General features: G+C 43.6%; 9 protein-coding genes. 5 read left to right on the forward strand and 4 right to left on the reverse strand.

The genetic code is table 11. From position 1 onward, the window contains the following. Positions 1–77 precede the first annotated feature (77 nt). The 5 genes from RMY16_RS20630 to RMY16_RS20650 all read left to right on the forward strand — a co-directional run bounded on the left by RMY16_RS20630 (position 78) and on the right by RMY16_RS20650 (position 9355). On the forward strand, positions 78–2021 hold the full coding sequence (locus RMY16_RS20630; protein ID WP_322737970.1) for a heavy metal translocating P-type ATPase: 1944 nt from the start codon (positions 78–80) through the stop codon (positions 2019–2021). A 476-nt stretch (positions 2022–2497) separates the two neighbouring features. Continuing rightward, positions 2498–3358, forward strand: a complete 861-nt coding sequence (rsmI, locus tag RMY16_RS20635; protein ID WP_322667716.1) for a 16S rRNA (cytidine(1402)-2'-O)-methyltransferase — start codon at positions 2498–2500, stop codon at positions 3356–3358. A gap of 454 nt (positions 3359–3812) precedes the next feature. After that, the gene (locus RMY16_RS20640; RefSeq protein WP_322737971.1) at positions 3813–4091 is read left to right on the forward strand and encodes a GlsB/YeaQ/YmgE family stress response membrane protein; all 279 of its coding nucleotides are present in this window, start codon (positions 3813–3815) and stop codon (positions 4089–4091) included. 59 nt (positions 4092–4150) lie between these two features. Then, complete coding sequence (locus RMY16_RS20645) at positions 4151–5065, forward strand: hypothetical protein (RefSeq protein WP_322737972.1); 915 nt, start codon at positions 4151–4153, stop codon at positions 5063–5065. A gap of 687 nt (positions 5066–5752) precedes the next feature. Beyond that, positions 5753–9355, forward strand: coding sequence for a response regulator (locus RMY16_RS20650; protein ID WP_322737973.1), 3603 nt, complete (start codon positions 5753–5755; stop codon positions 9353–9355). Between the two features lie 21 nt (positions 9356–9376). Here the strand turns inward: RMY16_RS20650 and RMY16_RS20655 are convergent, their stop codons facing one another. From RMY16_RS20655 to RMY16_RS20670, 4 genes are all read right to left on the reverse strand, one after another. Beyond that, on the reverse strand, positions 9377–10072 hold the full coding sequence (locus RMY16_RS20655; protein ID WP_322737974.1) for a Uma2 family endonuclease: 696 nt from the start codon (positions 10070–10072) through the stop codon (positions 9377–9379). Positions 10073–10297: 225 nt separating this feature from the next. Next, positions 10298–11314 carry a ribose-phosphate pyrophosphokinase gene (locus RMY16_RS20660; protein ID WP_322737975.1) on the reverse strand — a complete coding sequence of 339 codons (1017 nt, stop codon included), beginning with the start codon at positions 11312–11314 and terminating at the stop codon, positions 10298–10300. A 941-nt stretch (positions 11315–12255) separates the two neighbouring features. Then, positions 12256–15030 carry a response regulator gene (locus RMY16_RS20665; RefSeq protein WP_322737976.1) on the reverse strand — a complete coding sequence of 925 codons (2775 nt, stop codon included), beginning with the start codon at positions 15028–15030 and terminating at the stop codon, positions 12256–12258. A 2-nt stretch (positions 15031–15032) separates the two neighbouring features. Continuing rightward, a partial coding sequence (locus RMY16_RS20670) for a sensor histidine kinase (protein ID WP_322737977.1) occupies positions 15033–16321 on the reverse strand: 1289 nt, incomplete at its 5' end.

Here is a 16321-nt window from a genome sequence, read left to right on the forward strand (position 1 = left end):
TTAAAATCATTATAAACCTTGACATTAACATTAATGTCAAGGTTTAGCGTGAGAGAGTCCTTGTAAATTCACTTCTCATGCTCTACCCCCAACGTTTGGGCCAATTCACCAGAGAACACGCAGATACTGTAGCCGCCCTTTTATGTGGCTTACTGTTACTTTTCGGATGGTTTGCCTTGCATCTCGGTTGGTTGGGATTGGCGTTCCTGCTGCTACCAGCTGCTTATGTAATAGGCGGTTACGAAAGTGCGCGGGAAGGATTGACTACTCTCTTTAAAGAAAAAGAACTCGATGTAGATTTGCTGATGATTGTGGCGGCTATTGGTGCTGCTAGTCTCGGCTTATGGCGAAGAGAATATCATCTAATTATTGATGGGGCAATTTTGATTCTGATCTTTGCTATCAGTAGCGCATTAGAAGGCTATGCAATGGCGCGAACTGAGCGGAGTATCAGGAGTTTGATGAGCCTGACGCCAGATACAGCAAGGGTTTTACTTCAAGGGAGGGAAGAGGAAATTCCGATCAGTCAGCTCAAAGTCGGCGATCAGATTGTCGTTAAACCTGGAGAGCTAATTCCTACTGATGGGATAATTTTATCTGGTTACAGCACCCTCAATCAAGCTGCAATTACAGGCGAGTCTTTACCTGTAGAGAAAACAGTGGGCGAAGAGGTATTTGCTGGAACACTCAACGGCTATGGTGCATTGCAAATTAAAGTACACAAACCAGCCCAAAGCAGTTTGATTCAGCGTGTGATTCGTTTGGTAGAACAAGCGCAGACAGAAGCACCACCTTCCCAAGAGTTTATCGATCGCTTTGAGAAAGGATATGCCAAAGTCATTGTAGTAGCTGGAATATTACTGGCAACTTTACCGCCATTTCTTTGGGGCTGGGATTGGGAAACAACAATTTATCGCGCTCTTACTTTCCTTGTAGTGGCTTCTCCCTGTGCGCTGATGGCTGCAATTATGCCCACCCTGCTTTCAGGAATCGCCAATGGTGCAAGACAAGGGATTTTATTTAAAAATGGGGCGCAGTTGGAGAAGATTGGCAAAGTCCGAGCGATCGCATTTGATAAAACTGGTACTCTAACAATAGGACAGGTGCAGGTATTCCAGGTAGCTTCAGCTAGTAAATACACTAAGGATGATGTATTAAAAGCCGCCGCAAGTATCGAAGCATCTTCCGAACATCCCATCGGGAAGGCAATTGTGCAGGCGGCTGGTGATTTAGATTGGATTGCTGCAATGCAAGTGCAAGCTATACCGGGACAGGGAATTGTCGGAATTGCTCAAGAACAACAGGTAATTGTTGGGAATACAATTTTTTTACAAAAGTATGTAACAAATTCACCTGAAGAATTGCGAGAAATAGTTCAATCTAGGGAGCAAGAAGGTAAAACTGTGGTTTGGGTAGCGAAGAACCCCACCCCCAACCCCTCCCCGCAAGCGAGGAGGGGAGCAGAGGTGATGGGTGTAATTGCGATCGCAGATGAGGTGAGAGTCGAAGCAGCCGCAACCATTAGCCGATTAAAGAAACTGGGAGTTGAACAAATTGTCATGTTAACCGGGGATAATGAAGAAACTGCTCACAGTGTCGCCAAAGCAGTCGGAATTGATCGGGTGTATGCTCAACTTTTACCAGAAGATAAGCTGAATGTTATCCGCCGTTTACAGCAACAATATCAAACAGTTGCAATGGTAGGCGATGGAATCAATGATGCACCAGCTTTAGCGCAAGCATCTGTAGGTATAGCGATGGGAGTATCTGGGAGCGATGTGGCATTGGAAACCGCAGATATCGTACTGATGGCAGACAGGTTAGAAAAAATTGCTGTAGCGATGCATTTGGGCAGGCGATCGCAACTCATAGTAAAACAAAATATAGTTGTAGCGTTGAGTTTCATTATGTTGCTTTTAATCGGCAACTTTCTCGGAAATATCAACCTACCCATCGGTGTCATTGGTCATGAAGGTTCCACAGTATTAGTTACCCTCAGTGGACTAAGATTATTGAAATAAGATAGCACGCCAGATCAGCCCAAAACCCAGATGTAGAGACGCGATTTCTCGCGTCTTCAAAGACCAGAAATACCCAAAATCACTGAAAATTGATGAATTAGAAACTTTCGTCGGGTCGAAAAAACCAAAATTTTGGTATGGAGTGTGGTCAAGACTCAATTCACATTAAACGTAAATTATTATTTTGAACTTTTAATATCATGTCCGGCTAATTAGTTATAATTCCCTTTCTCTATGCAGAAAGCCCAAAAACCCATCCCCTCTGCCCCTCTGCCCCTCCGCTCCTCTGCGGTCTTAATGATAAGTCTTTAACCGGACATGATATAACTCCTAACTCTTACAGCTATTTTCAGGTAAATAAACTACGCGATAGGGCGCAAGGCCTTGCGCCCCTACGACAGGTGTGGTTCAAATACATGAAAACTGCTGTAACTTCAAACTCTTAACTCCTAACTGTTAACTTTTAACTCTTGCTCATGCAAACCGATCCAAAACCAGGAACACTTTACGTTGTCGGCACACCAATTGGCAACCTGGAAGATATCACCTTTCGGGCAGTGCGAATTTTGCAAACTGTAGATATCATTGCTGCGGAAGACACGCGTCATACGGGGAAACTGCTACAGCATTTTCAAGTTAAAACACCCCAGGTAAGTTACCACGAACACAATCGTACTAGCCGTATTCCAGAATTATTAGAGCATTTAGTTAATAAAAAAGCGATCGCTCTGGTGAGTGATGCTGGGATGCCAGGTATTTCCGATCCTGGATATGAACTGGTGAAAGCCTGTATTGAGGCGGGAATTCCAGTAGTTCCCATTCCTGGGGCTAGTGCAGCAATTACCGCTTTGAGTGCAGCCGGACTACCAACGGATCGGTTTGTCTTTGAAGGCTTTCTCCCAGCGAAAACCCAACAAAGACAAGAACATTTAGAATCTCTGCAAACAGAATCTCGCACTTTGATTTTCTATGAATCGCCGCACCGTTTACGAGATACTTTGCAAGACTTAGCTCTGGTTTGGGGAAGCGATCGCCAAATTGTGCTAGGACGGGAGTTAACTAAATTGTATGAGGAATTTTGGCGGGGGACAATTGCCGAAGCGATCGCTTACTACAGCCAACGAGAACCCCAAGGTGAATATACATTAGTAGTCGCGGGAATTCCAGCCAGTCAGCCCCAACTGACAGAAGAAGAATTGAAAGCCGAATTGAAACAGTTAATTAGTCAAGGAATATCGCGATCGCAAGCTAGCCGTCAGTTAGCAAAATTTACTTCCCTTCCCCGTCGCCAATTATATCAACTAGCTCTTTCTATAGTCTCCAGTCCTGAGCCTTGAACGGCCGATATCGCTTTTTTGAAAATCAAAAATTTTCTTTCTTCTTTTTGTGTCCTTTTCTACCAGATGCTACGCGTAGCCATATTATAAGGACGCAAGCTACACGTAGTGTTTCATATATAGCCGTAGTCACATAGATTAGGACAGTGTTGATTGCTCAAAGGCTTGAAACGACTGGGTTTTTACTCAGCACTCAGCATTTTGCTATAAAAGGCGGTTAGCTTGCTTATTTAGATTTTTTATGATGTCAAATAAGACAGCTATATAAATACTTCAATGTACAGAATGTTACTAATTTTTATATTCATCCTCAAAGACGACTTGGTGAATATTCAAATAATACCTAAAGATTTTTGATATTAGTTCTCTAGATAGATCGGAAATTTTGGAGGCAAACTTTAATATGAAATAGTCAAATGCAAACAAAGCAGATTCTCAGTGAAGGAGAAATTCAATGACTAACATTATTGCTTGGCTGGTTTTGGGTTTAATCGCAGGTGCGTTAGCTAAGTTATTTTATCCTGGAACCCAAGGTGGCGGTATTATCTCTACCATTATATTAGGAATCCTTGGAGCCGTATTCGGTGGTTATTTGGGTCAAGTATTGCTAGGAAGTGGTTCGGCAGCAGCTGCATCCGCAGGAGCTTTATCTCTGGGAAGCATTTTATTTGCTGTTATTGGTGCAATGATACTAATTTTCCTTTGGGGTTTAGTTACTCGTCGAGCTGTGTAATTACCTCAATTTGAGGTAACAATTTTGGGAATCACTTCTAACTGCAATAAACCAGTAAAATGACATTAGAAAAAGAGCGAAGAACTATAGGAGTTTTCGCTGGGTATTCCGATGCACAATTGGTACTTCAAGAACTAAAAGCTTCTAATTTCCCAATGCATAAAGTTTCTGTTATTGCACGGAATACAGAAGAAAAAACTGATATTGCTGGTGTTGAAATCATCGAAAACACTGGCAATATATCCTCTGAGGAGGATACTGCTGGAGCCGTTACTAGTGATGCCTTAGACGGTCTTACTAGTTTATCAGTCGATCTAGTCCTCTTGGTAATTCCTGGTATAGGGCCAGTAATCTTAGCCGGAGCGGAAGTAACTGCGATCGCTACTACTTTAACAGGTGGTTTGTCTGCTTTGTTCCTAAGTTTAGGAATTTCTGAAAATCTTGCACAGGGTTATAGCGATCTTGTCTGTAAGGGTTACTATTTGGTGATAGTAACCGGTATAGACATAGAAATTCGTCTTGCCAAGAGGATTTTTAATCGCCGTGATATTCAACAATGGGGAGTCTTTGAACCATACTCGACCCCAAATAATCGTTATAAACACGCGCTTGGCGTTTTTTATCGGCGTCAAGACGCAGAAAAAGCGCTTACTGAACTGAGAACTGCTGGCTTCCCAATGAGTCAAGTATCAGTAGTTACTAAAAATACAAGTAACCTAAGTGAGATATCTGAGGTAGACATCAGCAGTTTCCAAAATAAATATACTTCTTTAGGAATTTCTGATGAGTTAGCTAGAGATTATGAGCATCATTTGACTCTTGGTCATTACTTATTAGTACTCAAAGGTACTGATATCTATGTAGCAGGCGCCAGAGCTATTTTAGAGAGTAACAAGATTCAACATTTTAGTATTTATAGTCAATCCGAGCTTGATGTAGCTAGAAGCGATCGCCAGGTAATTACCAACTTCTAGTTAATCCTCAAGTTAAAATTAATAGTTTTTACGACACATCATTATTGTGCAGATTACTAATAATTTATAGTCCAAGCAATACGATTGTACTATAAATTCTATACTTCTATGGGTATAGGTTGTGTTTTGAAACCTTAACTTTTATGTGGAATGAATGCTGCTTGCAATCCCTAAGGTTACGGTTGCTCTGTAGATTGATGTACAATGGCATAGATGTTATGTACAACCGCAAAAGCCACTATATTTTAGTATTTAAATAAACTGTATTTTCATTAATTTAATTTTTACTATTCGGCTGTTTAATTTTACTATCCAGCCTTTTTGTGAAGTTCAAATAACTTTGAACTTCACAAGATAATTTTAAAAAACATCATTTTGTAGTAAAAATTAGTAGTTAATAAATTTATAATTTGAGCATAATTTTTTAATTATTCCCGGCGAGATTCAATTACAAAATTAGGTAGTTGCTTATTAAGTTATACTATCAAATATTTTGTTAATAAACTTATCAAAGTTTTCAATAAAAATATTATTATTTAAACTAACGTTACATTGGGAAAAATGTTGGTATGCAAAAAACTGTGCATATTCTAACATAAATTAAATATCCTCCATTTATTTGGGATAGCCGAAACATAATCAAAATAGTCTCAAAAACAGAAATAATTTGAATACCTGTTTGGAATAATGTTTAACCGTTTGAAGATTGGAACCAAGATTGGAGTAAGTTTTGCTTTGAGTTTGGCAACTCTGACCACCATTGGTCTAATCTCCTACCAAAGCACCAATGAGCTAATTGAAACTTCGGGCAAAGAAAGCCATACTTACCAAGTGTTAAGTCAGCTTGAAGACCTCAACTTGCAACTGACAAATGCTGAGACTGGGCAACGCGGTTACATTATTACTGGAGAAAAGCGCTATTTAGAACCTTATAACGCTGCCATTCAAGTACTGAATCAAAAAGTTAGGGAGCTTCAAAGATTAACGGCAGATAACCCCAATCAACAAAATCGGCTTGATATTTTGCAGCCACTACTAACCGAGAGAATGGCTGTAATGAAAGAAGTCATAGAGCTACGCCAAAGCCAGGGTTTAGAAGCTTCTCAGAAAGCTGTTTTGACAGACCAGGGTAAGCAGCTGATGGATAATATTCAGAAAGTTCTCCAAGCGATGAAAAAAGAGGAGAATGCACTGCTAAAACAGCGCTCTGAGAAGGCACAAGCAGCTGGTCGGCAAACGCTCGTCAGTATTGTCTATAGTATTCCCTTCTTTTCTTTGCTCTTAGCTTTAATCGGATTCACACTGACCAGACATATCTCAGTACCGCTGAAGCAAATCTCTGATTTGGCAGAAAAAATGGCGGATGGGGATTTATCGGTAAGTTTACCAAATAGCGATCGCCAAGATGAAATTGGCGTGTTGACGCGCACCTTTAACCAGATGATCGTTAATCTGCGAAACACAACTCAAAAAAATGAAGAGCAAAACTGGCTCAAATCTAACTTAGCTGAATTTACCCAGATGCTCCAAGGGCAGCGAAATCTGGAAAGCGTTTCTAATCTAATCTTGTCGAATTTAGCACCACTAGTTGGAGCATCACAGGGCGTTTTTTATGTGATGGACTCCATAGACGACCAGCCTGTGCTGAAGTTGCTGAGTGGTTATGCTTATAAAGAGCGAAAAAACCTCGCAAATCAGTTTCGTTTGGGTGAGGGATTAGTGGGACAATGCGCCCTAGAAAAACAAAGAATCCTCCTCACAAAAGTTCCCAGTGACTATATCCGCATCGCTTCCGGTTTAGGAGAAGCACCACCGCTAAATATTATTGTGTTGCCCATACTATTTGAGGGGCAGGTAAATGCTGTAATTGAACTTGCCTCTTTTGGGTCATTTAGTGAGTTACACCTGATATTTCTAGAACAATTGAGTGAAAATCTAGGTGTATTTTTAAATAACATCGCCTCACAATTGCAAACCCAGCAACTACTCGAAGAGTCTGTTGCTTTAACAGAAGAACTGCAAACCCAGCAAGAAGAACTACAGCAAAGCAATCAACGCTTGGAAGAACAGGCGCACGAATTAGAAGAATCACAATTTCTTGTTAAGCAATCTAACGAAGAATTGCAACAACTAAATGAGGAGCTAGAAGAAAAGGCAGAATTATTAGAAGTTCAAAATCGAGAAGTGGCCCGCAAAAATCAGGAAGTTGAGCGGGCGAGGAAGTCTTTTGAAGAAAAAGCTGAACAACTGGCCTTGTCTTCCAAATATAAGTCAGAATTTCTGGCGAATATGTCCCACGAACTACGGACACCGCTAAATAGCCTGTTAATTTTAGCAAGGCTACTAGCAGATAACTCTCTTAACAACTTGACCGACAAACAGGTAGAGTACAGCCGAACTATTTACTCGGCTGGGACTGATTTGCTGGAATTAATCAATGACATTCTAGATTTGGCAAAAATTGAGTCGGGTACTATGTCGCTTAATATTGAGCAAATTGCTCTTGCAGATTTGGAGACATCTCTAGAGCAGACTTTCCGGCAAGTTGCCCACAATAAAGAACTCAGTTTTACTATTGAACGGGACAAGAAGTTACCACCGACAATTTATAACGACTCCAAACGTCTGCAACAAGTGCTGAAAAATCTCCTAGCTAACGCCTTTAAATTTACAGAAGAGGGAGGCGTGAAGTTACAAATATTCCAAGTTGATAATTCCACGATCGCTTTTGCCATCAGCGACACGGGCATAGGCATTGCAGCCGAAAAGCAGAAGGTTATTTTCGAGGCATTTCAGCAAGCAGATGGTACCACCAGCCGCAAGTACGGCGGGACTGGCTTGGGCTTGTCCATCAGCCGTGAATTAGCTCAACTGTTGGGAGGGAGAATTGAACTACTCAGCCAACCAGGACAGGGAAGCACCTTCACCCTTTACTTGCCCAGGCAACAGGAAAAGCATGGGCAAAATATCACTACACCACCTCTTGAGCCAACTACCATAAAAGAAGTGTCACTGGTGGAAAACAGACCCATAACTGTGGACATCTCTCCATCAGTAAAAGTGCTTCCCAGCTTACCCCAGGATATTCCAGATGACCGGGAAATAATTCAACCAGGCGATCGCATTTTGTTAATTATCGAGGATGACGATAAATTTGCCCGTATCTTACTAGATATGGCACGTCAGCAAGGCTTTAAAACCATCGTTGCTTTACAGAGCAAACAAGGTCTAGCACTAGCTGAACAGTTTAAACCCAATGCGATTATGCTAGATATCCACATGCCAGAGATGGATGGTTGGACGGTGCTGGATCGTCTGAAGCATAAACCAGATACCAGACATATACCAGTACACATACTTTCTGTTGATGAAAGACAACAACGGGGATTACAGCTAGGAGCAATTACTTATCTACAGAAACCTGTATCTCCAGAAGCGCTAACTCAGGTATTGACTGAGATTAAAGGCTTTATTGAGCGTCAGGTAAAAAATCTCCTAATTGTCGAAGATGACCCCGTACAAGCCCAAAGTATTATCGAACTGATTGGTAATGGCGATGTCCAGAGTACAGCAGTAGGTACAGGGGCAGAAGCCCTCTCGATTTTGCGATCGCATCACTTTGATTGTATGGTACTCGATCTCGGTCTGCCCGATATGAGCGGGTTTGCCCTAATTGAGCAGATAAAACTTGAACCCAGGCTTTTGAAACTGCCGATCATTGTTTACACCGGCAAAGAACTCAGCCGGCAAGAAGAAACCCAGCTGCGGGGACTTGCTGAGACAATTATTATTAAAAATGTGCGATCGCCAGAGCGATTGTTAGACGAAACTGCCCTGTTTTTGCATCGAGTGCAAGCAAATTTGCCCACACCAAAGCGGCAAATGTTAGAGCAACTACATCAAACTGACCCGGTGCTGGCTAATCGGAAAATTTTGATTGTAGATGATGACCTGCGAAATATTTTTGCCCTAACCAGCTTTTTAGAAAGTTATCAAATGCAAGTGCTGTTTGCCGAAAACGGCAGAGATGGTATAGAGAGGCTGCAAACTAATCCTGAAATTAATATAGTTTTGATGGATATCATGATGCCAGAAATGGATGGTTACGAAACCACCCGCGCCATCCGCCAGCAACAACAGTTTCGCTCACTACCAATCATCGCTTTAACTGCCAAAGCCATGCCAGGCGACAAGGAAAAGTGCATCGAAGCTGGAGCCTCTGACTACATCACCAAACCTGTAGATACTGAGCAATTGCTTTCACTACTCCGGGTTTGGCTGTATCGGTGAGATTATAGAAAACTGCTGTATTTATTCCCTCTTTGCCATATTCTCATTCAACTTTTGCATAAACTCTTGATGTTCAGTGGCAGCTAAACCTGCTTGCAGGACAGATAACACCGTTTCCATTTCTCCTGACAGCAAGGCAGATATTGCCAACCACAACCCCGGAAACACCTGACTGCGAATAATTCCCTGCTCATCGGTTGGTAGCAAAACATATTCGTCTGCTTGCAGCCTAAACCAATCCAACTGATTATCTAATGTTCGCCAGACAATATACTCCTGTACTCCATTCCGTCGATAGCTGCGTTTTTTATCATGTAAATCGATGGCTGCACTACTTGCTGCCACTTCTATCACTAGTTCGGGTGCGCCTTGGATATAATCATCCTCACTAATCAATGCCTGTCTGCCCGGAATAAATAGTACCGCGTCAGGCTGTGGTTCATTATCCGGATCTAAACGCACTGTGGGTTCAATTCCCAGAACAAGGCCAGGCGTTGCCGTTTTATAATTCCACAACCACCCGATCAGGTTTCCATGTGGTTCCCCATGACTTTTAATTCTGAGTGGGGATGCCATAATATACACAACTCCTTCAACCAGTTCAGCTTTTCTTAAATGCGGCATTGCCTGATAGCGCCGCTCAAATTCGCAGCGAGATAAGCGATCGCCATTTTCCAGAGGTAAAACTGAAATCATTTTTTTAGGAGTTGCAACCATCCCTTTGTCCTCTTTACCCAAATTGTCCAAACTGAATCAAAGTATTCTCATTTGGCAGTGCTGCATCCATTTTACTACTGCACATCAAAAAGGTCTTGGGCAGCGATTAGGGTGCTTTCGCCCACAAGGGACGTTAGTGTTGGCGTAATAACTAAAAGCAAAAGCCCACACTGCACCCGATCAAGGAGTCAATGTGGGTAATTTATCCCTGTAACGGGAATGTAGTTAGCGGAACATACTACTCACTGAAGTATCTTCATGAATTCGCCAGATAGTTTCTCCTAAGAGATTAGCTACTGACAGCACCACTAGTTGGGGAAAACGATTATTTTCTGGTATGGGAATGGTATTGGTGACAATAACTTCCTCAAACAAGCCACTAGACAACCGCTCCATCGCTGGTGGAGAAAATACCGCATGAGTTGCACAGGCATATACCTGACGCGCTCCTTCTTCACGCAGTAATCGCGCTCCTTCTGCGATCGTTCCCCCAGTGTCAATCATGTCATCTACTAACACTGCCGTTTTGCCTTTAACATCGCCGATGATATTTAACACTTCGGCAACATTATGTGCCTGACGACGTTTGTCAATAATTGCCAGTGGGGCATCATTAAGTTTTTTGGCAAATGCTCTGGCACGCGCTACACCGCCAACATCGGGGGAAACAACCACAAGATCGGGCAGTTCTTTGCTTGCTAGATAATCCAGCAATACTGGCGAACCGTAAACATGGTCAAAGGGAATATCGAAATAGCCTTGAATCTGAGCCGAGTGTAAATCCATTGCTAGAACGCGGTTGGCACCGGCTTCGGTGATCAAGTTAGCAACTAGCTTGGCGGTTATTGACTCTCTTCCTGCCGTTTTGCGATCGGCACGAGCATAGCCATAGTAGGGAATTACTGCCGTTACCTGTCGCGCAGAAGCCCGACGACAGGCATCAACCATAATCAATAATTCCATCAAATGATCGTTGACGGGTTGACAACATGGCTGGATTAAATAGACATCACAACCCCGAATTGATTCTTGGATTTGAACGTAAAGTTCTCCATCCGCAAATCTTTTGCGAATCATTGGTCCCAAGTCCATGCCCACATAACGAGCGACTTCTTGAGACAGCTGTATATTAGCAGAACCCGAAAACAGCCGCAGGCGATGATTCTCGTTCAGCCCTGTTGCAGATGGTTGCACTTTGAAAGTTGCAGAACTGAGCACAGCAGATCCTTTATGTGCATTCATAGCAATATTATCATTAGAGATTTAATAGATCTAACCAAGAAATAGCCTAAAAAAACATCTGTAAGTTTTATTGAAGCTTCCATACAAAATTTAAACATTTTTGCATAAAATTACTATCCGCTAACTACCTAGTTTTCTTGGCAAACAAGCTATTGATAGCTTAACTGACATCAAGTTCATACACTAGGTCTATAGTTAAATTTTTTGGTTGAGGTAAATAACCCCAATCGCTTAAACATTATTGGTGTGGTAGGTTCTTCTAGTTACCTCATTGATAGCTGATAGTAAGCATTGACAACTTTAGTGATATTAAAGAGTTTGTTCTCACACAGTATAGCACCTCTAGCTAAGTAGTAAAAATGTAATTTATTATTCCACAGCATACGTATTGACAAAAATGATAATCATACAGCCTAGAAGCCGCTAGCAGTGGACAAAATTATTCCACCCGCGTACAAGCACGTTTTTAGACAAAGTTTGAATAAATATTAAATAAACATATTTTTTTGATACTAAAATATTGTTCAAAAAAATACTTATCTGTAAGTAAATTTATGTAACTAGTTTGACTTAATTTTTTTAATTAAATCTAGAAAAGTTATTCAATATCAATAACATTGTAAATGTTTAACCTGAACCTGAGCATTCTGTCAAGTGTAAGCTCCCAATTGCCGCTGAATTAGTTAGCATCCGTATTGCTGCCGGAATAAAATTATTACTGTTGGGTGTACTCTCAATACGGTTCGGTTAAAGGGTAAAGGGGAAAGGGGAAAGGTTTTGAATACATCCTTTCCCCTTTACCCGCAAACCCATTCCCCAGATCATAAGGAAAGTGAAAAATGCTTATCCGAACCGTATTGGGTGTACTCTAATCTTTGGGTGGTTGCAGCACCTGTTTAAATTCATGCCCCTGTTCTACAACGCCGAATTTTGAATTGGTATTAGTTGTGTTCTAGCAGCTTGACAATCTTACTCACTAACTCTTCTGGTTCTAATGGCTTGGTAATGTGAGCTTGAAACCCAGCAGTTAAGGCTTTTTGCTGGTCGATATCTGTGGCATAACCAGTAAGTGCGATCGCCGGAATCGTTCCTCCCTGATTCGGTGGGCGCAAACGAATCTGCTGAATCAGCATGTAGCCATCCATATCAACCATACCGATATCACTCACAATTACATCGGGAATGAAACTATCAAGTACTTGCAATGCTTCTAGCCCAGATGCAACAGCTGTCACTTTTGCGCCATTTTGTTCTAGCAAAAATGCTTCAAACTTGCGTGAAAACTTATCATCATCCACGAGCAAAATTTGCAGGTTGCTTAAGGGAGTCTGGGCGCTTGATGTTTCAGCCTCGGTTTGCTCAAGTACAATTTGTGCTGATTGGTTCAAGATCGGTATTTGAACTGTAAAGGTTGCGCCCTGATTCTCACCCAAGCTTTCTGCCTTGACTGTGCCACCGTGCAGTTCGACAATTTGGCGGACGATCGCTAGCCCTAAACCCAAGCCACCAAATCTGCGTGTCGTCGAGCTATCCTCTTGTCGGAAATAATCAAACACATACGGTAGAAATTCCGGTTGAATGCCAATGCCTGTATCGCTCACTCGGATTTGAGCCTGCCCTGCAATTTGCCTTAATTCAATGATTACTTGTCCGCCATCTGGTGTAAATTTGACGGCATTGGTAAGCAAGTTCCACACCACTTGCTGCAAGCGGGCAGGGTCACCAGAGATAGGTGCAGGCGGATCGAGATCGATCTGTAAGCTAATATTCTTTGCTTCTGCTGCTAAACGCACCGTTTCCAGGGCAGCAGAAATAACAGAGATTAAATTAAGGGGAGCCACCTTTACGGACAGCTTGCCCTGCATAATCCGCGAAACGTCGAGTAAGTCTTCAATTAATTGTGATTGCAGTTTGGCGTTGCGCTCAATCGTTAGTAGTGCTTCGCGTTGATGGGCGGCGTTGAGCTTGCCTTTTTGCAGCAGTTGTGCCCAGCCCAAAATCGGGTTGAGGGGCGATCGCAACTCATGAGACAGCACCGCTAAAAACTCGTCTTTAATCTGGTTAGCTCGTTGCAACTGTTCTGCCTGTTGCTGAATCGAAACAATTAAATTGGCTCGGTCGAGGGCGATCGCTATTTGCTCAGACATTAATTGCAGCAAATCGATTTCTTCTGGGGTAAAGCGAGTTCGGGTGCAGCTAGCAAAGCAGATAGTTCCCAATAACCGTTCTTGGACAATTAACGGTTGACCTACATAAGCGGTGGCACCCAGGTCGCGGTGTGTTTGGGCATGAGGATGAGTGGCAATTTGGGCGCGATCGAGAACGAGTTGCTGTCGTTCTTGAGCTACCCATCCACAAAGGTCTTCACCGAACTCAAGCCACTTGATCGCCTCTGCCATTTCTTGACTAATGCCCTCATAGTTTTGCAAATGCAGTCTGGGGCGGTTGTCTTTTGACTCGACGATGTAGTTGTAGTAATAGTCCAACCCTAGCTGGGGTGAGAGTTTGCTAAATAAATTGTGCATCAGCGTCATCGGTTGCTCAACCGCAAGTAAATTGCTGGTGATGTCATAGAGCAACCGCAAGCGTTCATCGGCTTGCCTCTGTGAGGTTACGTCGCGCATGATTTTGATAAATCCTTGCACGTCGTCGGCTTCATCGCGTAAGGGCATCACAAAGCCACTACCCCAAAAGCGGCTACCGTCTTTTCGGATATGCCAGCACTCATTTTCTGCCTGTCCTTGAGTTTGGGCGCTCTGCAATTCCCTCCCAGCGCGGTCTTGTACGTTGTCTTCGGGGCTGTAAAGGCAGCGACTGTCACGGCCAATCATTTCTGCTTCTGAATACTTGAATAATTGTTCAGCACCAGCACTCCAACTCGTGATCGCAGCGTTGGGATCAACGGTTAAAATGGCATATTCTTTTGCACTTGCCACCATTAACCGAAAGCGAGCTTCACTTTGTTTGAGGGCAATTTCGATTTGTTTGCGATCGCTAATGTCGTAGGACATTGCCAGCACAGCATCAACTTCACCGCGATCGTTGCGTAAGGGTGTGCCGTGAGAGATATAGTAGCGATTGTGGCTGTTGTGTTCTAAGGTAAATGATTCGCCATTGAGAGCTTGACGGAAGTAGGGTTCGTAGCTGTCTGCTAGGGCGGGTTCGACGGCTTCCCAGAGTGTTTTGCCGACAAAGTTTTCAGTAGTCATACCGACCCACTCCAGCGCTTCGCCTTCTGCCAGCTGGTAGCGCAAATCTCGATCCACAATGAACACAGCGCCATGAGGCAGTTTGGCCGCAACTTGACGCAGGCGGGCTTCGGCAAGTTGGCGATCGCGCTTTTCTTGGGCTTCTCGCAGCGCTCGTTGGACACAAGGAACCAACCGCCGTAAGTTGCGCTTTAGCACATAGTCGGTGGCTCCCAGTTTCAGCGCTTCAATTGCCAATTCTTCGCCCATACTGCCAGAGACGAAAATAAAGGGCGTGTCAGGACAGAGGTTTTGGGCAATTTTCAAGGCGGAAATGCCATCAAAACCAGGCAAGGCATAGTCTGCCAAAATCAAGTCAAATGCATTGCTTTCTAATGCCTTTACAAACTCAGCGCGAGTTTCTACCCGGAGCAGTTCACAATCAGTGCCGCCATCGGTCAGGGTGACATCTATCACCTCTGCATCAAGGGGATTGTCTTCCAGCAAAAGAAAGCGCAGTGCTGTCATAATTATTCTGCCTCATGTTTCGGCAGCGAAAAGTAGAACGTTGCGCCTTGGTCGATTGCGCCTTCTGCCCAGATGCGTCCGCCATGTCGATGAATAATCCGCCGGACAGTGGCAAGCCCGACTCCCGTGCCAGGAAACTCTTCCTGGGGATGCAGCCGTTGAAACATGCTAAATAATCGATCGCAGTATTTCATGTCGAACCCTGCACCATTATCTTTGATAAAGAAAATCACTTCTTGCTCCTGCTCAATCCTACCAATTTTGATGGCGGCTTCGGTGTTATTGCGCGTGTACTTGACAGCATTCGACAGTAAATTTTGCAGTACTAGCCGTAGCAGTACTGGGTCAGCCTCTACCGTTGGCAATGGCTCGATTTCCCAGTGGAGCGATCGCCCGATTAGTTCCGGCTGCAACTGTTCTCGCACCTGCTGCACCAATTGACTGATATTAACAGTAGTCAAATGCATTTCTGTCTTCCCCAAGCGGGAAAATTCCAGCAGGTCGTCTACCATTTTTTCTGCCTCAAGAGCAGATTTCGTGATAATGTTGAGAGTCTGCAAACTGGATGCATCAACGAGGGTCGCATTGAGCTTGCCTTGCAATCGTTCGGCAAAGCTGCTGATGTAGCGTAGCGGCGTTCGCAAGTCGTGGGATACCGAGGAAGAAAACGCCTCCAGTTCTTGGTTGATGGCTTCTAGTTGAGCAGTCCGCGCTTTTACCTGTTGCTCCAAGCGTTCGTTGAGTGTTTGTACTGCCTGCATTACCTGTTCGCGGTAGACTGCTTCGCGTCGCAGTTGTGCTAGTTGGAGGTTGGCATTGACTCGCGCTAACAATTCCCGTGCCGAGAAGGGTTTAATTAAGTAGTCATCTGCGCCAGTTTCTAACCCCTCCACCCGTGATTCTTCGCCAGCACGGGCAGAGAGCAAAATAATCGGGATTGTCTGGGTATTTGGTGAAGCCCGTAGCGATCGTAGCAACTCAAATCCATCCATTCTGGGCATCATCACATCTGCTAACACCAAGTCATAGATGGCACTTCCACCAGAGCGAATCGCATTCAGTGCGGCTAACCCATCATTTACAGCTTCCACCTCGTAGTACTGGTTTAACAACCGCCTGAGATAGCCGCGCATATCGGCGTTGTCATCCACTAAGAGAATACGCACCCTCTTGGAGCTTTGTGCGTCATAAGAGGCAGGGGAGCAGGGAGCAGGGAGCAAGGGGGAAGACTGGGACGGAGCTTGAACTTCTGAGCTTTGTGCCTGAACCTGCAAGCTTTCTGCCTGAACCT

Origin of the sequence: Nostoc sp. DedQUE12b (assembly GCF_034530835.1) — a bacterium.
Taxonomy (GTDB): domain Bacteria; phylum Cyanobacteriota; class Cyanobacteriia; order Cyanobacteriales; family Nostocaceae; genus Nostoc.

What these genes read in the sequence shown, in the direction of transcription:
- RMY16_RS20630 (WP_322737970.1), top strand. Translation starts at nt 78, where the DNA reads ATGCTCTACCCCCAACGTTTGGGCCAATTCACCAGAGAACACGCAGAT.
- rsmI (WP_322667716.1), top strand. Translation starts at nt 2,498, where the DNA reads ATGCAAACCGATCCAAAACCAGGAACACTTTACGTTGTCGGCACACCA.
- RMY16_RS20640 (WP_322737971.1), top strand. Translation starts at nt 3,813, where the DNA reads ATGACTAACATTATTGCTTGGCTGGTTTTGGGTTTAATCGCAGGTGCG.
- RMY16_RS20645 (WP_322737972.1), top strand. Translation starts at nt 4,151, where the DNA reads ATGACATTAGAAAAAGAGCGAAGAACTATAGGAGTTTTCGCTGGGTAT.
- RMY16_RS20650 (WP_322737973.1), top strand. Translation starts at nt 5,753, where the DNA reads ATGTTTAACCGTTTGAAGATTGGAACCAAGATTGGAGTAAGTTTTGCT.
- RMY16_RS20655 (WP_322737974.1), bottom strand. Translation starts at nt 10,072, where the DNA reads ATGGTTGCAACTCCTAAAAAAATGATTTCAGTTTTACCTCTGGAAAAT.
- RMY16_RS20660 (WP_322737975.1), bottom strand. Translation starts at nt 11,314, where the DNA reads ATGAATGCACATAAAGGATCTGCTGTGCTCAGTTCTGCAACTTTCAAA.
- RMY16_RS20665 (WP_322737976.1), bottom strand. Translation starts at nt 15,030, where the DNA reads ATGACAGCACTGCGCTTTCTTTTGCTGGAAGACAATCCCCTTGATGCA.